This window comes from Colwellia sp. C1TZA3 (assembly GCF_007954265.1).
GTDB lineage: Bacteria > Pseudomonadota > Gammaproteobacteria > Enterobacterales > Alteromonadaceae > Cognaticolwellia.
Window position 1 is genome coordinate 1 of record NZ_VOLS01000048.1, and the last position, 21,194, is coordinate 21,194.

Annotated in this window: 17 protein-coding genes; 9 read left to right on the plus strand and 8 right to left on the minus strand. The window is 38.6% G+C overall.

The genetic code is table 11. The annotated features are described in order from the left end of the window. Window positions 1-847 precede the first annotated feature (847 nt). Both ESZ39_RS13295 and ESZ39_RS13300 read left to right on the plus strand, forming a co-directional pair. Window positions 848-1,879 (plus strand): CNNM domain-containing protein, encoded by a 1,032-nt coding sequence (locus ESZ39_RS13295; RefSeq protein ID WP_146880392.1) that lies wholly within the window; start codon window positions 848-850, stop codon window positions 1,877-1,879. Window positions 1,880-2,086: 207 nt separating this feature from the next. Continuing rightward, window positions 2,087-2,623 (plus strand): hypothetical protein, encoded by a 537-nt coding sequence (locus tag ESZ39_RS13300; protein ID WP_146880393.1) that lies wholly within the window; start codon window positions 2,087-2,089, stop codon window positions 2,621-2,623. A gap of 293 nt (window positions 2,624-2,916) precedes the next feature. Here the strand turns inward: ESZ39_RS13300 and ESZ39_RS13305 are convergent, their stop codons facing one another. Continuing rightward, window positions 2,917-4,065, minus strand: a complete 1,149-nt coding sequence (locus tag ESZ39_RS13305; RefSeq protein ID WP_146880394.1) for an iron-containing alcohol dehydrogenase — start codon at window positions 4,063-4,065, stop codon at window positions 2,917-2,919. Between the two features lie 157 nt (window positions 4,066-4,222). Here ESZ39_RS13305 and ESZ39_RS13310 point away from each other — a divergent pair, with 157 nt between their 5' ends. After that, window positions 4,223-5,119 (plus strand): AraC family transcriptional regulator, encoded by an 897-nt coding sequence (locus ESZ39_RS13310; RefSeq protein WP_146880395.1) that lies wholly within the window; start codon window positions 4,223-4,225, stop codon window positions 5,117-5,119. Between the two features lie 172 nt (window positions 5,120-5,291). On the opposite strand, the gene ESZ39_RS13315 is transcribed toward ESZ39_RS13310, so the two are convergent. The 4 genes from ESZ39_RS13315 to ESZ39_RS13330 all read right to left on the minus strand — a co-directional run bounded on the left by ESZ39_RS13315 (window position 5,292) and on the right by ESZ39_RS13330 (window position 10,059). Next, window positions 5,292-5,633: a hypothetical protein gene (locus ESZ39_RS13315; protein ID WP_146880396.1), complete on the minus strand. Its 342-nt coding sequence runs from the start codon at window positions 5,631-5,633 to the stop codon at window positions 5,292-5,294. Between the two features lie 715 nt (window positions 5,634-6,348). Then, window positions 6,349-7,983, minus strand: coding sequence for a methyl-accepting chemotaxis protein (locus tag ESZ39_RS13320; RefSeq protein ID WP_146880397.1), 1,635 nt, complete (start codon window positions 7,981-7,983; stop codon window positions 6,349-6,351). A 170-nt stretch (window positions 7,984-8,153) separates the two neighbouring features. Next, complete coding sequence (locus tag ESZ39_RS13325; protein WP_146880398.1) at window positions 8,154-8,810, minus strand: alpha/beta hydrolase; 657 nt, start codon at window positions 8,808-8,810, stop codon at window positions 8,154-8,156. 349 nt (window positions 8,811-9,159) lie between these two features. Beyond that, window positions 9,160-10,059, minus strand: coding sequence for an endonuclease/exonuclease/phosphatase family protein (locus ESZ39_RS13330; protein WP_146880399.1), 900 nt, complete (start codon window positions 10,057-10,059; stop codon window positions 9,160-9,162). A 199-nt stretch (window positions 10,060-10,258) separates the two neighbouring features. Between ESZ39_RS13330 and ESZ39_RS13335 the strand changes: the two genes are divergently transcribed. Beyond that, window positions 10,259-10,537 (plus strand): hypothetical protein, encoded by a 279-nt coding sequence (locus ESZ39_RS13335; protein WP_146880400.1) that lies wholly within the window; start codon window positions 10,259-10,261, stop codon window positions 10,535-10,537. Window positions 10,538-10,605: 68 nt separating this feature from the next. On the opposite strand, the gene ESZ39_RS13340 is transcribed toward ESZ39_RS13335, so the two are convergent. Then, window positions 10,606-11,604, minus strand: coding sequence for a LysR family transcriptional regulator (locus tag ESZ39_RS13340; protein WP_146880401.1), 999 nt, complete (start codon window positions 11,602-11,604; stop codon window positions 10,606-10,608). Window positions 11,605-11,785: 181 nt separating this feature from the next. Between ESZ39_RS13340 and metE the strand changes: the two genes are divergently transcribed. After that, window positions 11,786-14,074, plus strand: coding sequence for a 5-methyltetrahydropteroyltriglutamate--homocysteine S-methyltransferase (metE, locus tag ESZ39_RS13345; RefSeq protein WP_146880402.1), 2,289 nt, complete (start codon window positions 11,786-11,788; stop codon window positions 14,072-14,074). A 395-nt stretch (window positions 14,075-14,469) separates the two neighbouring features. Here the strand turns inward: metE and ESZ39_RS13350 are convergent, their stop codons facing one another. Both ESZ39_RS13350 and ESZ39_RS13355 read right to left on the minus strand, forming a co-directional pair. Next, window positions 14,470-15,195, minus strand: coding sequence for a PepSY domain-containing protein (locus ESZ39_RS13350; protein WP_146880403.1), 726 nt, complete (start codon window positions 15,193-15,195; stop codon window positions 14,470-14,472). Beyond that, on the minus strand, window positions 15,192-16,019 hold the full coding sequence (locus ESZ39_RS13355; protein WP_146880404.1) for a PepSY domain-containing protein: 828 nt from the start codon (window positions 16,017-16,019) through the stop codon (window positions 15,192-15,194). Before ESZ39_RS13355 ends, ESZ39_RS13350 begins: the two co-directional genes overlap by 4 nt. 393 nt (window positions 16,020-16,412) lie before the next feature. Here ESZ39_RS13355 and ESZ39_RS13360 point away from each other — a divergent pair, with 393 nt between their 5' ends. From ESZ39_RS13360 to ESZ39_RS13375, 4 genes are all read left to right on the plus strand, one after another. Then, window positions 16,413-16,826, plus strand: coding sequence for a hypothetical protein (locus ESZ39_RS13360; RefSeq protein ID WP_146880405.1), 414 nt, complete (start codon window positions 16,413-16,415; stop codon window positions 16,824-16,826). Between the two features lie 1,859 nt (window positions 16,827-18,685). After that, the gene (locus ESZ39_RS13365; RefSeq protein WP_223270385.1) at window positions 18,686-19,306 is read left to right on the plus strand and encodes a FlgO family outer membrane protein; all 621 of its coding nucleotides are present in this window, start codon (window positions 18,686-18,688) and stop codon (window positions 19,304-19,306) included. Window positions 19,307-19,315: 9 nt separating this feature from the next. Then, window positions 19,316-20,086: a FlgO family outer membrane protein gene (locus ESZ39_RS13370; protein WP_223270386.1), complete on the plus strand. Its 771-nt coding sequence runs from the start codon at window positions 19,316-19,318 to the stop codon at window positions 20,084-20,086. 472 nt (window positions 20,087-20,558) lie between these two features. Beyond that, entirely contained in the window at window positions 20,559-21,182 is a 624-nt protein-coding gene (locus tag ESZ39_RS13375) for a hypothetical protein (RefSeq protein ID WP_146880406.1), read from the plus strand. The last annotated feature ends 12 nt before the right edge of the window (window positions 21,183-21,194 follow it).

Here is a 21,194-nt window from a genome sequence, read left to right on the forward strand (position 1 = left end):
GAGGAAAAATGGATAAATACAAGGCATAAAATTTAGTCAGTAGTTATTCACCTTATAAATTTTATAACGCTGTAGTTATTCATTTTAACCATTAAAAATGAGCAGGTAATTAATCAACTTGGTATTAGGTTACTTATAGCAAGTTTTAACTATGGCATCTAATATGTAGTGATCAGAAAATGGTCATGTTGTCATTTAAAGCACTAAGTTTTGCAAATAAATAGGGTGAAAAATACCAAAGACAATGTCGAAGGGCAGTATGAATTTTTAGCCTAGTTTTTAGAAAATTTTATGGCGTCAATAAAGGGCTTTTACTTTTGTTGTTAACGTCAACGGCTCAGTGAATTTTAATACTCAAAAGCTTTAATTATACAGCGTCATATATTGCCGTGATGTCATGAAGTAAAGACCAGATAAAATTTATCACTGGTACGTTAATTATCATTAACTAGCTTTATAAGCTATCTCGTCAGCCGAACCATTTTAAGACTAAATGTGTTGATGGCTTTTGATAGTTCTTGGTGGTTTGTTTTCAATGCCAACACAATGTTGTGATTTACACTCACTGCTTTGGCGGATAAGTTTACGTAAATTTTAATTAGTTGCTGCAATTTTTTAATGTTACTTCAGAAAACGTACTATTTATATTCGTGCAAAATTAATACAGTTAGTTGCTGTCTAGAAATTAAAATCTCCCAGAGTAATAAATTAGTGACTGCTTTGTTTAATTAATCAACTGAATGCTTGCTAATTCCATCAAGACAGGTACTCAAACCGAGTGCTTTGGCTACATTGTGATATGCTATTTGCTAGTGAAATATAATATTTATAGATTTGGAATGACTACGTGACTTTACTGTTTATTTATTTGGCAATTGCCATTGGGGTGTCATTTTTGTGCTCAATACTTGAGGCGGTTTTATTATCGATAACGCCAAGTTATGTTGAGCAAATACAAACAAAAAAGCCCAAGCATGGCCTGGTACTAGCAAAAGTTAAAACGCGTTTAGAAGAGTCGCTCGCCAGTATATTAATTCTCAATACCTTTGCACATACTATGGGCGCCGCTGGTGTTGGTGCACAGGCTATTGGTATATTTGGTGAAAAGTGGGAAACTTTAATTGCGGTGTTGCTAACACTGGTTATTTTATATTTTTCAGAAATTATTCCTAAAACGTTAGGGGCAATATTCTGGCGTAGTTTAGCCATACCTTCTGCTTTTGTTATCACTTGGTTGGTGAGAATTGTTTATCCACTGGTGTGGTTGTCAACTCAGTTAACACGCCGGTTCAAACGTGATAAAGCCAATGAAATTACGCGGGAAGAAATTATAGCCTTAGCGTCATTAAGTTATAAAGATGGTAGTTTGTTCTCCCAAGAAAATGAATATCTATCAAACATACTAAATTTGCGCGAATTACGCACCGGTGATGTATTTACGCCGCGTACTGTAGTGCATATGTTACATCAAGATATAACCGTCACGGCGGCGTTAAATCATAAGCAAACTCGACAATTTACCCGTATACCTGTTTATGGTAAAACCATTGATGATATTACCGGCAAAGTGATTAAAGGAGATTTGTATGAGGCTGAACGTAACGGGCACGGCGATGAACCCATTAGTAACTTTGTTATTAAGTTAGCCGCGGTATCTGAAAAGTTACCCGTCCAGTTGTTGCTTGATATGTTTATTAAAAACCATGTACATATTTACTCAGTAGAAGATGAGTATGGCCAAACTTCAGGGGTTGTTACCTTAGAAGATGCCATTGAAACCCTACTCGGTCGTGAAATTGTTGATGAAAGCGACACAGTAACCGATATGCAAGCACTGGCGCGCGATAAATATCGTGAACGATTACGAGGGCTTAAGTAGTGCTTAAGAAAGGCAAGGGTGCAATTGAACTAAACTTTGTTGTGCTTATTGGCCAATCGAAAAATAAAGTCTACGATTATTTCCACCACTTTATTAGGGCTTTCGACTATTGTTGATATTAAGTGTCATCGGCTTATTGCTTTATGGTGTGAACCAACATAAAAGCGATGACGTATATTTTTTCTAGAGATCAAGCAGGAGAATAAAATGCGAATGATAAGCTACTTTTTGGGACTGTTATTGCTAACCGGGTGTAGCACCCAGTACCCAAATAAAAATGTTACCGGACAGGTATTTCCAACCGTGGTTGGCCAAACCTTAGAACAAAAATCATTAACCATTCCAAACGACTTAACTGACGATGTAACCTTACTTTTGATTGGTTACGTGCAAAATTCACAGTTTGATATTGATCGTTGGTTAATTGCCTTGGATGTCACTGATACCAGCGTAAAAGTTTACGAAGTACCCACTATTCAAGGGTTATTTCCACAAATGTTTAGTACCTTTATTGATAATGGTATGCGCTCAGGCATTCCAAAACCTTTGTGGCAAGGGGTAGTAACGATTTATGATGATGGTGAGCAAGTGCAAGCTTTCACCGGTAATGAGAATATTTCCAACACCCGCGTAGTGCTATTAAATAATAAAGGCGAAATATTGTACTTTTATGATCAGGGTTTTGCGGTAGACGCGCTAAACGAGATCAGAGGTGTTTTAACAAGCCAACGGGCCAGTAAATAGCCACAATACCAAGCGAGTATTAAAAGTTATACTCGCTTAGCTTTTTATTGAGCGTTAGTTATTTTAGATACTGCGTTGTGGCCAACTATGACGCTATCAACTATATCGCGACCAACTATTAGGTTATACCAGTTCCATTAAGTTTGTGATCTTGTTGTGCGCAGGAAAAATAATTCAAGGTAAGGCGCTCGATTGAGCAATAGCTGGCTATTGGGAGTGAGAGCAACACAGCCTTGAGCTATTTTAACTAGTACAAGTGAGCAATAACTTAATGGGATTGGTATTATAGGCTGTTACTTAACCGCTAACTGCAATATTTCACGACTTTGCGTTAAGGTTATTGCCTGGTTTTCACCTAGTGCTGTCATGTTGTGTGATGCAAGTCGTGCAATAATTTTATCAATAGCACTGGCTTTATCATCGCCATGTTCAGTTAATTGCGTAGCAACATTTAAGCTATGGTAGAAAGCTTCAATAGCCCCAATGGTGCGTTCTGCCAGGTCATCACCTGCCGCCAAGGCAAACACATTGTTACCTAGCTGTTCTAACTTAGCTGTTTTAACTGCCAGTTGATTACGCAATAATGAAGGCTGTACAATCGCCAGTGAGCGTGCGTGATCAACGCCGTAAAGCGCGGTCATTTCATGGCCAATCATATGTGTCGCCCAGTCTTGTGGTACACCGGCACCAATCAAGCCATTAAGCGCTTGATTTGCTGTCCACATAAGGTTTTCACGCCATTGTAGTGTTTCATGTTGGTCGTACTGCTTAGCTAAGGTTAGCAAGTTTTTAAGTAAGGCTTCTGCGTAACCATCTTGTACCATAGCACCTGTTGGCATAGTTAAATATTGCTCACAGGTATGTACCCAAGCATCTACCAAACCATTAATTAATTGACGTTCTGGCAATGTTTTCATCGCATCGGCATCAAGTATGGCAAACTTTGGTTGTACAGCTGGCGATGAGAATGGCAGTTTATCTTGAGTTTCTGCGCGGGTAATAACCGATCCCGAATTAGACTCTGAGCCTGTCGCAGGTAAGGTAAGTACAGCGCCGATGGCAATAGCTTCAGTAACCGTATGTTTACCTAATAGAATGTCCCAGCCTGCACCGTCGTAACATGCAGCGGCAGCAACATATTTCGCTCCATCGATTACTGAACCCCCACCAACGGCGAGTATAAAATCAACTTTTTCAGCTTTAACCACGGCAACAGCCTTATCTAAATTTTCCATCGTTGGATTGGGCTCAACACCTGAAAATTCGATCCAAGTATGCTTGCTTAAGGCATTTTGTACTTGTTGATAAACACCATTCTTTTTGATTGAGCCACCGCCGTAAATAACCAACACTTTGCTCGTGCTTGGAATAGCGTCAGTAACACTGGCGATTTTACCTTGGCCAAAATGGATCTGAGTTGGGTTAACGTATGAAAATTCCATGGGATACCTCATTTAATATTTATCGAATAAAAAGCATAGTAGCTTTGTTGACTTGCATATTACTGTAATAAATATTGTATAAATAGGGCTTTTTGTCCATAATCATTGCCTATTTATATAAAATTGGTGTGAGTCACTTTTATTGTCTGAGTCGATTATGAAAAATTTAGCACAATTAATGCAGTCTTTTGTACACGAAAAATCATTAGATACATTGCATGGCGGTTATCAAACGCTGATCCCGGGTGTAAAGTTTTATCGTGCTAGTGCCGGTAATGATCGAGAGCCATTACTTTATCAGTCGGGCATTATTGTGATGGGGCAAGGGCGTAAAAATATTTATGTTGCTGATAACTGTGTGCAATATGGCCCAGGTGACTATTTAGTCTTAGGCGTGCCAATGCCATTAGAATGTGAAGCGTTCTCTGATCATGGGTTGCCTATTTTAGGCTTAATTATCGATGTTGACTCGCATATCTTACATAAACTAGTTAGCCAAATTAATGAACAAAATACGTCAGGTAATTTAGCAACACCGAATAATAAAACGCCATTAGATTTTGGTGTTAAATCCAATAACTTGGATGATAATTTCAATAGTGTTATTACTCGGCTAATTAAAGCGCTGCACAATGATGTTGAAGCAAAAATTCTTGGGCCAGCAATAGTTGAAGAAATAGTCTACCGAGCATTGGTGGGCGATAATGGCCATATATTATTTGATTTAGCTCGTCACGATGGCCATTACGCGAGAATTGCCCGTGTACTTGATACGCTGCACACCGAATATGCTGAGGTAATATCGGTTGAGCATTTGGCTAATCAAGCGCATATGAGTGTTTCGGGTTTCCATCGAGCGTTTCGACAAGTTACCAGCGAAACGCCATTGCAGTATTTAAAAAAAATACGGTTAAACAAAGCTAAAGATCTGATTGTCACAGAAGGTAAACAGGCAACAGAGGCGGCAATCTTGGTGGGTTACACTAGCCCTTCACAATTTAGCCGTGAATTTAAGCGCCACTTTAATGCCACACCCAGAACCATAGATAATTGATTGTTTTTGAGTTATTTTACATATGCATTATTTTCATCGATAAAACTTTTGTAATAATAAAACATGACCAGTTAATTACACAACTGGAATAACCTCTTGCAGTAGAGCAGGTGTAAACACTATAGCGACAAACATCGCATCAGCAATAAAGCTAATGCGTTATTTTTTGTAGTTATTTATAGGTCAGAGTAACGTTGTCCATTTTAGCGACTAAACCTTGTTTTGAAGGTATGAAAGTAACTCTTTGAGTTTTGGCAATGGCGTTACTGAGAATAATCTCTACATCGCCTTCCATTACAGTTTTGCCTTTTTGAAAATAAGCACGACTAGATTTAGTCGACAAGTTGCCATGAGCAAAAGCAATGCTGACATTACCGCTGTAAGTGCGCAGTTTACTGTCTTCTGATATCACTTTTTTTATGGCGGTGATTTCCATTTCATTTGCTGACGTAAAACTCGAGATAGCACTTAATACCACAAGAGTTGATCGTATTAATTTATTAAATAATATCATCTTGATTCCCTTACCTAGATTTATTAAATACTACTTTAGTAAGGGTTTGTTAATTTTTCATGTTTATTTTTTGTTGGTATGCAATACAGTTTGAACTTGGTACGAGCCATCTAGTAGCCTTGTGCTGCGTAAGTAGCTCTCAACAAAGTGCAAGTGGTATTATACCAAGTTGATTAATTACCTGCTCATTTTTAATGGTTAAAATGAATAACTACAGCGTTATAAAATTTATAAGTAGAATAACTACTGACTAAATTTTAGGCCTTATATTTACCCATTTTTCCTCATGAAAAAGTAGATCACTTAATTAATAAAATTGGTATTAAAGGCAATTAATAGCACTGTTAGCCCTTTTTTCGTTAGCACATATTCGAGTAAAATAACGGCGAAGTATCTGCATGGACTTATTCTAAAAAACGAGTAATCACCTGCAAAAAATAATCAGAAAATTTTAACAAACCTTCATAACCACCATACTAAACTTTTATCTGATTGACATCGTTAATTTGAAACTTTCACAATTATTTCATAATAGCACTGAGGTGTTTGTTGATATTATACCAATCCCATTAAGTTATTGCTCACTTGTACTAGTTAAAATAGCTCAAGGCTGTGTTGCTCTCAATCCCAATAGCCAGCTATTGCTCAATCGAGCGCCTTACCTTGAGTTATTTTTCCTGCGCACAACAAGCTCACAAACTTAATGGAACTGGTATTACTGTGCTTTAAAGCCAATGCGAAAGCCGCCCCAGTGTTTACCATTGACAATAATTGGCGCAGAAACATCATGCATAACTTCACCGGTATCACGCTTGTACGTTTGCAGGAGAAATTTATGGCTGTGCTGGCCGCAGCGAATGCCGGTACTATCGTCAAATATTCGCTTAGTACGATTATTCATGGTGTCAGTTGCGATGTTACCGGTTAGCGGCTTTGAAAAACGCTGGTTATGAGTAGGAAAGTAGCCGTTGATATCGACAGCGCCGGCAAAGACAACTTCAAGGTTTTCTTTTAAAATAGGCTCTTGAATATCGGGTAAAAATTTGTCAGTAAAATCATCAAAGCTACTGCGATACTTCTGTGGATTAGTATTTGCAATGGCACTATAACTAAAGTTAAACAGCGCATTTTGGCTAATTTCATGGTGTGAAATTTTATCACTGAACATAGTTGTTACTTGCTGCGCTGCTATTTGCGCTTGCTGACAGATTTTATCTACTAAAGAGCCGGTTTTGAATTCGGCCAGATCAATGAATATTGACTCAGTACTCTCGCATAGCGCTTTTGCTTTGTCTGATACGATGTGAGTTTCTTTACTTTTTTCGAGCAGAAAATCATGCAAATTTACGATCGCCATGGAAATTTCATCACTGGTGGCATTGTGTTCTTCTAGTGCGTTACTGATATGGTTGCTGGCATCAGACGACTCAGTCACTTTTTCATTGATATCATTTAATGAAATAGCGAGTGAGCCCATACTGCTAAAAATACTCTGACTTTGTTCAACAACTTGCGCCATAACCTCAGTTGTTTGTAACGTTTCTTTATTGATCTGGGTGAGCATGCTGCCAATTTGTTCTGTCGCTTCAGCCGTTTTTGAGGCTAATGCTCTTACTTCATCAGCTACAACAGCAAAGCCTCGACCTTGTTCGCCGGCACGAGCAGCTTCTATTGCCGCATTTAATGCTAAGAGGTTTGTTTGGCGTGAAATTCCATCAATCACATTAGTGATATTTTGAATTTCAGTGGCTTTTTTGGACAGTGATTTTATTTTTTCAGCCGCATTTATTACCGCACTATTTAATTGATTGCTCACTTGGACATTATCATTTAGCTGCTGTGAACCGGCTGATGTTGCTGTCATCGCTTGACTAGATTGTTGAGACGCTATCGCCGCATTGTCATTCATTACTTTAATACTAATAGACATTTGCTCAGCAGCGCTCGCCAACCGATCAACATCCTCACTCGACAACTCAATAGCACTACTGAGCTTTTCAAGGAAAAAACTGACTTCGGCAGAATTAATCGCTAATTTACTGGTTTTATCGTCAATGCTTTTTCCTGCTACGCTGGTTTTATTAGCTTGCTTGCAGAGAATATCTTGTAAAGATTGTTTTGTTGAAGTATCGAGCTGTAAAGCGCTAAGCAACAATTGACGTTGATTTTGTTGGTTTCTCTTTATTGCAAAGTCAATGCTGACGAAAAAAATAACAAAGCTTGCAATAAAGGTGGACGCGACATACCAAGTTATATTGGGTGTTATCTGTGCTAAGGCAATCAATAGCAATGCTATTAAAGTACCCGCAAGTAAAGCGAGTGAAGCTGCAATCTGACGAGTTGTAGACATGACGTATTACCGCGTAGTTATTTAACCGGTTTATTTTCGTCAGTTACCGTAGGCAACGTCGAGGGCGCTGTCAATCAGACTTTAGTCTTTATTGGGGCGTTTATGCTGGCAGATAGTACAAGATTATTTTTAGTCATAAGGGCTCAAACAACAGCGGCTATACTAGGGTATTAACGGTTAAATTTACCTTGTTTGAGGTAGCTAATAACTTGCGCTATAACCGCATCATTACGCATCATAAATACATGGGAGGTTGGTATTTCTATGTGATCATTCATACCATCAACTTTAGTACTTTCGACTGAAACTTTACCGTCATCAGTATCAGGAATAAGTGTTGATAACAGTAAGTTCATGCTTTGGGTGCCAGCAATAATGCCGACGTCAAAATTGGCTTTGCCCAATTGGTTAGGCACACTTAATGCGCCAGTGCCTAATTGCATGCCAGCAGCACCATTAACTAAGTGAAAACCCGGTAAATTACCAAGTTTGTCCACAATTTCAGTACCTTTGTTTGGTGGCCCAAGCATCACCACTTTATTGAGGTTTTTAATACTATGATTACTGAGAAACTGTCGCACTAAAATGCCGCCCATTGAATGGGTTACAAAGCTTACCGGCATGTTATTGCATTGAGCTAGCGCATCAGAAATGGTTTGTTCTGCTAGCTGTTCAATAGAGCAAGAACGTGAAGCATAGTCGATATTTAACACGCTATAACCTTGCTCGGTTAAACGTTGCGCCATTTTGTCCATTGAATGTGCTGAACGCGCTAAACCGTGCAATAAAATGACGTATTCTTTCGTTGCACTGCTGATATTATTCATGGTTAATTTCACTGTTTAGCGTAAACGTTGCTGCTTATACCAATCCCATTAAGTTATTGCTCACTTGTACTAGTTAAAATAGCTCAAGGCTGTGTTGCTCTCAATCCCAATAGCCAGCTATTGCTCAATCGAGCGCCTTACCTTGAGTTATTTTTCCTGCGCACAACAAGATCACAAACTTAATGGAACTGGTATTACATTGTCACTAGCTCGGGTATTGGTTGTTGCGACTACTTTTGAAACAGTGTCTGCTGAGCACAATGACTGACGAGATTAATAGTCATAGCATAATAGGCTATAAAAACGTTGGCCTAGCATTAAGCTTAATACTAGGCTGCTTTCAAATAGCTTACAATGCCAACTCTATTGAAATAGGGCAGTGGTCACTGAGTGTTTGACTAAGTTCTCGAGTGTATTTTGGTTCAAATAGTAACTGTTTAAATGAGTTTTCGACATAATGCGCTTTTGCTTTTGGGTCAAAAATTATATGGTCGATATAGTCTTTGTAATAACCGCCCCAACATTGTGATTCTGCTGTAATAGTAGGCGCCCAAAGTGCTTCTGCACCTTCGTCATTAATGGTTTGCCACAAGCCTTGTATTTCATTGTAATTTAACGCGATGTCTTTAACAAAGCGGCGGTTAAAGTCACCTAATAATATAAAGGGAGTACCTTCTTCTGCGCGGGCATCAACCCAAGCTTCTAATGGCTTGGCTTGCTTAGCAAGTTCTGCGCAGGCAATTTTTGCATACTGTTCTTTTTCATTGCTATTGGGCATTTTAGCAATGCTGGCTTGATCAAGTGCTTTATCAAAACAGCCTGATTTCATGTGTACAGCCAATAAGCGAACGCTCTTACCATTTTTTGTTAAGGTAACGTCCATGCCTCGGCGTGCAAGCCCTTGGTCAAGTTCACGATATTCAACTGCATCAGCTTTGTAACCACTGCTTTTTCTTACCGCGACACCAACACGTTGCACCCAGTCTTTTGTGGTGAAAAAATAGTCATACTCATCACCAAAAACTTTTTGTGCCCACTTTTCGCTTTCAACTTCCTGTAAGGCGATAACGTCAGCATCTAACTCTCGTGCATAGCGTGCTAACTTTTGGTAATCGGCGTCTTTGCGCTGGTTATATTCATGAGAACCCAACCAGGCGATATTCCAGGAAGCGACTTTTAAGGTTTCTGCAAAAGTGGCTGTGCTTAAAAATGTGAGTGCGATGCTAAACAGGCTAATTAATTTTGTCATTAGGTTATTCTACAATATACATTGGGTAGCTATAGTAACCGCTGGCAGGCCAAATTAAAATAAAGTGTTTAAGTTTGTATTATGATTAGAATCAGGATCAGAACTATGCTGATGGAGCGACAATTTTTTGCTAAGAAAAAATGGCTCAAGAACCTTAATTTCAGTATTTTACTCAATGCACTTTGGAATCCGTATTAATATGAGAATTTTATGGCCTGATTTCAAAGAGGCCTTATTGTGGGCATTTTCGGGAGTTGTTATGGGTATTATCGCCTTTGGCTATAACTACAGCTTTATTACCGCCTCGTTCCCTGGCTATGCTGTCTTTACTGGACCCGCTCGGTTTGCCTTAAGCTTTTTCAGTGAAGAAACGGCATTCTGGCCAAAAATGACGATATTTTTAGTCAGCCAATATATCGGTTATTTTTTAGTGATTGTTATCGGTAAAAAATTATTTTTGTTATTTAAAATGGATTAATTATCTTTCATTGGTCTATTAAGAGTCTATTAAGAGTCTATCAAGAGTCTATCAAGGGCAATAATGTATTAAGTGCTAGCATACAAGGCTGAAAAAGCTTGTATAGCTTCGGGCAAAAGTGTTTCTATTATCTGCAGTCGTCGTGCTTCTGCTGCTGTTGTTGGGCCGATTAATTTATAATAACGAGCATAAAGTGTTTTATAAATGCCTTGTTTACCTAAGCTTTTTCTAGTGACCAGCGACTGCTGAGTTAAACTGCTGACTAGCCAATCAGGCAGTGTAGCAACGCCCATATTCGCCGCTACCATTTGTAACATTACATGGCTGTTACTCACTTGTTTTACTTTACTAGGGCTGATCTTAGCGGGGACTAAAAACAGTGTAAAAATATCTAATTTATCGCTACTAAGGGGATAAGTTAATAGGGTGAATGAACGAAAGTCTGCTGCCGTGATATAACAGTTATTATTGAGTGCTTTTGCTTGTTGCTTAGACAAGACTGCGACCACTTCAAACTGCCCAATTTCTTGATAAATATAGCCGTCTGCCACGACTTTTTCATCGGTAAACAAAATATCAATTTGCTGATGACTTGTTTGTTGCTGAGTAGATGGCGGCTGGCTGGCAAACCCTGAAAAGTTATCATCAACAAATTCAATGCTTGCCTTTTCAGTGCTAGCCTTCTTAGTACCTTGATGATTTTCTTGTGCCGCTAAACTTTGCGCCGAGAACTTTGCAATAACAGGCAGTAACCATTGAAAACAAGCATGACATGCTATGGCTAACTTAAGTGTTGTTATGTTCTCTTTAGGTTGTGTAAGCGCCGCATTAGCCCTTGCTATGTTAGGTAAAATCTCATGCGCTAACTCAAGTAAAACTTGTCCTGTTTCAGTAAACTGAACCGGTGAGGTGTTGCGGATAAATAAGCGGGCGTTAAGGCGCTTCTCTAATTCCTTTATTTGATGCGACAGTGCCGACTGACTGCTAAAAAGTAAATCGGCTGTTTTACGAATATTGCCAGTATCCGCTAAGGTTGCTAGCGTTTTTAGGTGTTTAATTTCAAACATAATGAATTTTTTTCAACTCCCTGTTGAATTAACTGCGCTTGTTTAGTGAAGACGTTTTCTAGAGTATAACCATTCAAGCGTCTAGACGTCCATGTGTTTAATAAAAAACAATGGATAGCTAGCCAGTAACGCAATGATTATCTTTTTATCAGCTGATAAAAATCAACATATTGGAGCAGACATGCAAATTCATAACCTAGGTTTCCCGCGTATTGGTGCAAAACGAGAATTAAAGTTTTCTTTAGAAAAATATTGGCGTGGTGAGTTAACACAAACTGAGTTTTTAACTGAGTGTAAAGAGCGTCGTCAACAAAACTGGAAAATTCAATTTGATGCCGGTATTGAATGTTTACCGGTCGGTGATTTTGCGCATTATGATCATGTGTTAAATACCACCTTATTACTCGGCTTAGCGCCAACACGTTTTATTAATACACACGATGACAGTGTCGAACAAAATAATGCAGTTGATTTGGAGTTTCGTATTGGTCGTGGTCAGGCACCTACGGGTTGCCAATGCGCAGCGAGTGATATGACTAAGTGGTTTAACACCAATTACCATTATATAGTGCCAGAGTTAAGTGCTGACTTATTAGCAAGTAACAGTGTAACTAATAGCGACAATTTACTTAATCAATTGAATGAAGCACAAGCGATTACAGATAACCGCAAAGTGGTATTACTGGGCCCGATTACTTATCTACATTTAAGTGTTACCGGCGATGAGCGTAAATTAGCTTTATTGCCGGCGTTATTAACACGCTATCAAGCGCTACTTACTCAGCTTTCTGATGCCGGTGTAAATTGGTTACAACTTGATGAACCTGTCTTAGGTTTAGAGTTAGATAGTGCTTGGCAACAAGCTTTTACGCAAGCGTATCAGCAGCTTGAAAAGGGTAATTTAAAAGTATTATTAACCAGCTATTTTGCGTCAATTGATCATCATATTGAGCTTATTAAAGACTTAGCTTTTGATGGTTTACATATTGACACTGTGGCAGAACACACTGATGTGCAAAGCATTATTGCAACCTTACCTGATCACTGGATTATTTCTTTGGGCGTTATTAATGGTCGCAATATTTGGAAAACGGATCTTGTGTCGGTTTATCACAAAGTGCAGCCTTTATATCGTCAATTAGGTGAACGCTTATGGTTAGCACCTTCTTGTTCATTACTTCATTCCCCGGTTGATCTGGCGCAAGAAAGTAAACTCGACGAGGAATTTACTTCATGGTTAGCGTTTGCCAAGCAAAAGTGTCAGGAATTAAGTTTATTAAAAGCTGCGTTAGTGGATGAAAAAACTGAGCAAATTATTTTATATTCTAGCCCAGCATTAGCACGTTGCGTTTCAACACGTATTCATAATGATAAGGTTAAGCAGCGAGTTTCGAGATTAACTTTAAGTGACTTTACCCGTAAAGAAAGCTTTGATGCCCGCAAAGTAGCGCAACAAAAATCGCTTAAGCTGCCTTTATTGCCCACCACGACCATTGGTTCATTTCCACAAACCGGTGATATTCGTCAAGTACGCGCTAAATGGCGTCGTCATGAAATGACTGATCAGGAATATACTCGCCTTATTCAAGCCGAAATTCGTCAGACCATTAAGCGCCAAGAAGCCATAGGTTTAGATGTTTTAGTGCATGGTGAAGCTGAGCGTAACGATATGGTGGAGTATTTTGGCGAATTACTTGATGGTGTTGCTTTTACTCAGTTTGCTTGGGTGCAAAGCTATGGCTCTCGTTGTGTTAAGCCACCGATTATTTTTGGTGATATTAGCCGTAAAAAGCCAATGACAATTGAGTGGGCGAATTTCGCTCAATCGTTAACTGATAAACCCGTTAAAGGCATGTTAACCGGTCCGGTGACTATTTTGTGTTGGTCATTTGTTCGTGATGATTTATCACGTGAGCAAGTCGCGAATCAAATTGCTTTAGCTATTAGCGATGAGGTGGTTGATTTAATTGATAATGGTATAGCTATTATTCAAATTGATGAGCCGGCAATACGTGAGGGCATGCCAGTAAAACAAAGTCAGTGGCAGAGTTATTTGGACTGGGCAACCGCAGCATTTTGTTTATCAGCCGCTAAAGCGCCAGCAGCAACACAAATTCATAGCCACATGTGTTATTCCGAATTTAACGATATATTGCCAGCCATCATCAGCCTTGATGCTGACGTTTTAACGATAGAGACATCGCGCTCGAATATGTCACTGCTTGATGCGTTTGATAGCCAAGCTTATCCCAATGATTTAGGTCCAGGTGTTTATGATATTCATAGTCCTAATGTGCCAGAAGTCGCTTGGATGGTTGGTCTTATTGAAAAAGCTCAAAAACATATTCCACTAGAACATTTATGGGTTAACCCAGATTGCGGTCTAAAAACGCGCGCTTGGACAGAAACTAAATTAGCACTAGAAAATATGGTGATTGCAGCGAAAACATTGCGAAATAGAATACGATAATAAGTCTTAAAATAGTGCAGGTTATTTGGCCATCAAAATCATTAAAGGTTTGAGTATCAAAAAGGTCAAGGGATAAAATCCTGACCTTTTTACTTTTGGAACAAGTAATACCAATCCCATTAAGTTATTGCTCACTTGTACTAGTTAAAATAGCTCAAGGCTTTGTTGCTCTCAATCCCAATAGCCAGCTATTGCTCAATCGAGCGCCTTACCTTGAGTTATTTTCCCTGCGCACAACAAGATCACAAACTTAATGGAACTGGTATAAATTCACCAATGTCATGCAGATACGGCGTAGTCAAAAGCAGCTAGATTTGTGAGATTAACCGACTTTAAACCTGATAATAATGCTGCATTTTACTCGCGCTTAATTAAACTAGCGCTTTTTTATAATGCTAAAAATTCTTTAAGCGATATTGACCTTTTCGCAGTATATGCAGTGTCCATATTAAACCAGAAAGCATGAGCCACAAGGTGATAAAAGCAAATAATATCATTTGAATAGTGTTGAAGCTGCCGACGCTGCCGTAATCCATAAAGTGCAACATAAAGAAAAAATCGGCAAAGCGTTTATCACTATTGCTATGGCCGACCAAACGCCCTGAGCCTTGTTCAACGTAAACACTGGTAGCTAAGTCATCAGCAAAATTAATCTGCCAACTGGGATTTTTATTTTTGAGAAAGTCGGCAATTGGCGGCGCTATTAACGCAACAGACTTAATATTACCTGGACCATTATAACTCGCTTTAGCAATAGCTTTGGCGAACGGTTCATCCACCAAGGTCAGCTCACCTGTGATGGCATCTACGATATGGTAACTGTTGACAAAGTGGCGATATAAAGCTTGTTTTTGGGTCAATAAATAATAAGGCTGCGCGAGAATACTGACTTGGTTGAGCTCAAGTGTAGCGGGGTATAATTTCAGGACGCTTTCAACGGGTAACCGTGCTTGGTTTGCTAGGGTTGACTGCTCCGCGATTACCGTTTGACGATAAGCATTACCACGGGCTTTTTTGTGATCAATAACATTGAAAATTAAGCCACTGGTTACCCAAATAAGTATTTGTAGACCGATGAGCAATGAGGCCCATTGATGAATTTTTTTTATCCAGGGCATCATGACTTATCTCCAAAAGATAAGGTTTTCTTTCGTCGCACTTTTTTAGCACTATCGCGGTTTTTTCTGCCTGAGATTATTATCGGTTTGATCACTTTAAAATAAGTCAGTATTAAACCACTAAAAACAGCAAAAAATGCCAATGAAGTAATAAAAAACAACAACCAGTTACTGACATCTTCGTCGTCGCCATAATCCATAATATGCAAGCGAAACATCCAATCAAATAAATACCAAAGTTGGTGACGTTTGCTAACAACTTTACCGTTATTTACTGAAATATAAAGTGACGGTGAGGCGAAGTTGTCAAAATTAACCTGCCATACCGGTAAATGCCGAGCACTTAAGCCAAAGTGTGGGTTTGTGGTTATTAGCTTGGCATTAAGTACCTCGCCATCCCCGGTATAAAGGTGCTTTGCTATGTTCATTGCGGTACTTTTATTTAATGGTGATAACGGTTCGCCGTTTTGTGCATCAATTATAAATGCTTGTTTAGCTATGTTAAAGCGATACACTTCACGGTTAATCAGCATGCCAACACTTAAGTTTTTTGCCCGCGGATAGTGTTGAAATAATGCTAGTGAGGAGTAAGTTAAGTTCTCTGCTTTTATTTTACTTTGAGGGCTAACAATTAGGCTATCACCGTGAATATAATCAATATCAAAAAAGACCATATAAGCACCGGTAACAGACCAAATAACAAATTGCGCCCCAATAAATAACATCAGCCATTTATGAAGCTTATGGCTGAGCTTAAAAATTTTTAAAGGCTTTTTTCTTATTGTTTTAGCTTTAGTCTGTGTTGCTTTAATTGCATTGTTCTCCATAATAGCTATTCCGTGGGCGGCTGTTAATGGTGTTAGTGTTAACTGTTTTGCCCGTTATGGCTGCAGCAGTGTGATTGATAACTTTTGATCATATGCTGTTACCTCATATAATATCGATAAAAGAGCAACAATAACAATAGCAACTGAATAACTATGAGACAGAAAGGTCTGTCTTTATTTTTTAATGGCGTGGAGCATAGTATTTAGCCTGCTTACTACTAAACTTAATTGCGCCATTATCGGCGGATATAAGCATAAATGCCTAGAGCTGCAAAAAATAGTTTAGTCAGTTAGCTATGTTATAATTGCATAGGAAACACCATCAAATTATATAGTTGTGCTGAGCGCTCACTATTTAGCGATAAACTACTTATTAAAAAGGCGTCAACCCTCATGGATATTATCACTGAAACCCTGCCAATTTCTATTCAGGTGAGTGATGACTTAGTGGCTGAAATAAAAAATATCACTGGCATTAGCAATAAACTTGCTGCGCAGTTGAATTTTCATACCATGACAGCCAATTGGTATGGCGATGAAGCCAATATTTTGCAGATCAATTTTTATCTTATCGCTATTAACGAATTTGGCAATATAGCGACATCAGCGGCTGATATTGAAACACTGGCTGATGACGTTATATTGCTGAGCTCAAACAACAACTTAATAGATTGTTATGTTGCTATTACAGCGGCAGAATCCGAATTAATACGCCAACAGCCAAAACTATTGTCGGGCTACCTTGCTAAAAAACTTTCCAAGATACTTAATTTAATTGCTGATAGGCAGCAACTCACACAGATATAAAATTATTTTCACTTGGCTTTCTATTATTTTAAATCTATAAAATCAATCTGTTAAGAAAAAATGATGACTGATTAAATTTATTTTTTAATAAAGTTGAACTAACGACCATAAAGCCACTCTTACTTAACAAGAGATTCTCCCCTCGGTTTTGTTTTTATTAGTGTTTTATTAGTGTTTTATATATTTATACGCTCCTCATTTGAGGGGCGTTTTTTTTGCCTATGACTTTTGCTCGATTACCTTTTAGCTATTTAAACGGCTTAACAACCCAGTGATTAACTTTTGCTAGACGAAGAATAATCATTTATTTTCACCAAATCCTTGTGGATGAGTTCCAGGCTTAGATAGGACTATTCTCCTAAAGGGCATGGTATTTTGGTAACGATGAACCGCGAAATTTATGGTTAGATTTTTATTTTTCAATAAAATTGAACTAACCACAATAAAGGCACTCCTACTTAGTAAGAGATTCCCCCCTCGGTTTTGTTTTTATTAGTGTTTTATATATTTATACGCTCCTCGTTTGAGGAGCGTTTTTTTTGTCTATTAAAAAGTGGCGGAGTTAACTCCTCTCTGCTCTGCCCCTCTCATGATCAACTACAAAAATATTGGTTCTGCTTCACAGCATGGTTGTTAGATTATCAAGTCTACGGTTTAAAGGGGTAGAGAGAAAACGCGTATGTTAGCCAAAATAGCCTTTATGAGTAATAATATATCGTTTGGCAATTTTTTGTAGCTCAGACTTCAGCCCGTCAGCGTTAAGCGGGCGATTATGAAGTGTTTGCAATTGTTTTGTAGGTCGGACTTCAGTCCGTCAGCGTTAAGCGGGCGATTACTGTAATGGGTTAACAGGTATCGGCAGCGAATATTTTTTTGTAGGTCGGACTTTAGTCCGTCAAGCGCTAAGCGGGCGATTACTGTGATGGGTTAACAGTATTGGCAGCGAATATTGTTTTGTAGGTCAGACTTCAGTCCGTCAAGCGCTAAGCGGGCGATTACTGTGATGGGTTGACAGGTATCGGCAGCGAATATTGTTTTGTAGGTCGGACTTCAGTCCGTCAAGCGCTAAGCGGGCGATTACTGTGATGGGTTGACAAGTATTGGCAGCGAATATTGTTTTGTAGGTCGGACTTCAATCCGTCAAGCGCTAAGCGGGCGATTACTGTGATGGCTCAAAAGTGAATAGCCAAGTTAATTTCACCTGAGGCGGCAACAATTAACGACAATTGAGCCAAAATTTTTTGTTAAATAACATTGCAATAACCATGATTAAGACCTCTTACCATAGCAAAGCGATAGTTCAGCAAATTTAGCCTTATTTGAGCCTGGTTGATATTATGTGATAGCAAATTTAGACACTTAAATAGTAGATAAAACCGCGCAGAACCTTTTGGCCAAATTATACCCGTTCCATTAAGTTTTTGATCTTGTTGTGCGCAGGAAAAATAACTCAAGGTAAGGCGCTCGATTGAGCAATAGCTGGCTATTGGGAGTGAGAGCAACACAGCCTTGAGCTATTTTAACTAGTACAAGTGAGCAATAACTTAATGGGATTGGTATTAGTTAGCCTTTATTGATAACCTGAAATATTAGTGCCCTTACCTTCGCTAGTATTGGTTCTGTCTGGTTAAGCAATAATAATAGTGATGATTATATGTATTTTGGTTTTTACTCTACTTTAGCGTTTCTGGCAAAAAACGAACTAGGTTATTTGTGTGCCAGTATTAATGACAAAGTGACCTAGTTTTTTAATCTATGAGTCAAACTATTGACTCATAAAACGTTTTTAAATTTTGGTATAGAATTTGCTGTGTTCAGAAGAATAAAAAACCATTTATGCTATTTAGGAGCTTGAATTGATGAAAACCCTTATGTTCATATTAATCGTTGCCAGTTTATTGGTGTCAGGTTGCGCCGGACCATTGAATGACACTAACGCTAACGCCTTAGAAACCAATAACAATGCTACGGGGGTATCTGACAGCAACATTCATCAATATGTTACCCAGCTTGCTAAACAACTATTTTTAACGTCAGATATGATCAGACTTAACAAAAGGGTGGCGGTAGGCACATTTTTGCCCATGATGGATATTAATGGCAAATACATGCCTGCTTCTAATGCCTTAGGCCAACAAATTCAAGAAAGTTTTGTTACTTTGGCAACTCAAGCGGGTATGAGTGTTATTGAATTTAAAGCCACCACCGCAATTAAAATACAAGAAAATCAAGATATTATGCTATCTAGAAAAGTGAGCGAAATTAATTCTCGGATAAAAGCTGATTATTATTTAACGGGTACCTATTCCACCCTAGAGCAAAGTATTACGGTTAATGTACGCCTAATTGACGTGAACACACAAAAGGTGATTGCCGCCGCCACCGACTTTATACCCACCAACGTTATGTGGAGTCAACCTAAAGTGAGTCAACCCCAAGTTACGATGAAAGACAATCGCTTTTACCGTGGACCATTTTAGGAGTAACTGATGAAAATTAATTATTTAGTCCCGTTCTTAGCCTCAGCCATAGTGAAGTTAGTCACCCCATTAGTCACAATAGCTATGCTAAGTGGCTGCACTTCCATGATGTCTGGGGGAAATAGCGAGCTACAACAGCCTAGTAAAGATTATGCTTCCTCTTCCCTACCGATGACTGATAGTGCAAAATTTAGAGACCAATATCAGCAACTGCTGCGCGCCAATCATGATCGACAACTGCAAGGGGAAGTTGATCAAGACAAGTTAAAACATAACAGCACTATGCTGCCTAAAAACATTAACTATTATGTCCGGGGACTAATGCAAGATTTGGTGGGTAATCTGCAATATGTTAATACCTCTACCCCTGTGGCGGTGACGAGTTTTGTATTGTTAGACGGTGATTACAACAAAACTAATTTATTAGGCAATCAAATCTCAGAAAGTTTAATTCATGAAATTCATAAATTTGGTATTCCTATTATCGACTTTAAAACTACCGACTATATTCGGGTAACCCAGCAAGGGGATTTTACTTTTAGTCGAGACTATAAAGAACTCAAAGACGGTTTACCTATTCGTTACGTTGTGGGTGGCACGTTAGTGAAACACCAAGGCGGTTATTTAGTTAATGCCCGTATTATTGGGGTTGAATCTAAAGCTGTGGTCGCTTCAGCGCAAAGTTTTATTCCGGCAGATGTTACCGGCGCGATAATGAATAGCACTCCTAAGCCTGTGCCTGTAGCAGTAGCGCCTGTTACCATTATTCAAGGGGGATAGGAGAAAAACTAACCACTAGTGAGCGGTAACGTAGGTAATATTTATAGCAAATGTGTGTCAACAATAGAGTTAGTTGCTTAAATGTACCAAAAATAAATCAATAGACAGTATGAATTAATATTTTTAGTTTATTAATATCAATGGTATAGAAAAAATAAAAGCACAAAAAAGAGCAGGGAGCGGTAAGAAGTCATAAAAGAAGCAAGTAAAAATGGCAGGTTGCGATAAATTAATTGTAAAGTATTATCGTTTTCTGCCGTTACGTGAATTAAGGCAATAAAATTTAAAGTGAGTATTTTTATCATTAAGGTTAATTTTAAAATTTAATGTAAAAATATCCTAAAGTTATAAAAACTACTGCCGATAACTTATCTAACAAGCAAGAACAAACGTGATTAAAGTGACATCAAAGTAAGTCTCTAAACTGAAATGATTTTATCAACAAGATTTTTTAATTTAAAGGAGTGTTGCTATGCAACCAAATAAAACAAAAATTGCACTGGTTATTGGAGCTTTATATTTGGGAGCGTCCGGCGCTTCTTATGCCGCATCATTAGCCCCAACGGTAAAAATGACTACGCGAGACGATGTAACTTTATCTCAAGTCACCGCTTTAGCGTTTGGTCCTAATATTTTCACTACAGCCGGTACCTCATGCCTTATGGATGCCGACACGCCTGGTGACATAATTGCACAAGCTAACGGTACCGCGGAGAAGGCAAATTTTGGTGAGTTAAGTGGTACAGGCTGTGTCACTGGTGCTAGTGGTACGCCTGGTGTGTATAAAGTTAGCGGCTCACCTGGCGCAGGCATCACTGTAACTGTTTCAGGATTAAATACTGACCCGTTGTTTACATTTACACCTAATAATGGCTGTATTGTTGAATATGATCAGGTTTCTGAAGGTGATACATGTAAAGCTTTAGCGAGTGCAACCGCAACGACAACTATTATAGCTGGTACTACGGATGGTGGTGATGACGAAGTTACTTCAGGTGAGCTTATAATGAGTATTGGGGGCACACTTTCGGTTGTAAGTGCTTTAACAGCGGATACACCGTACACCGATCAATTTAAGATCAATGTTGTCTATTGATAATTAGTCTTA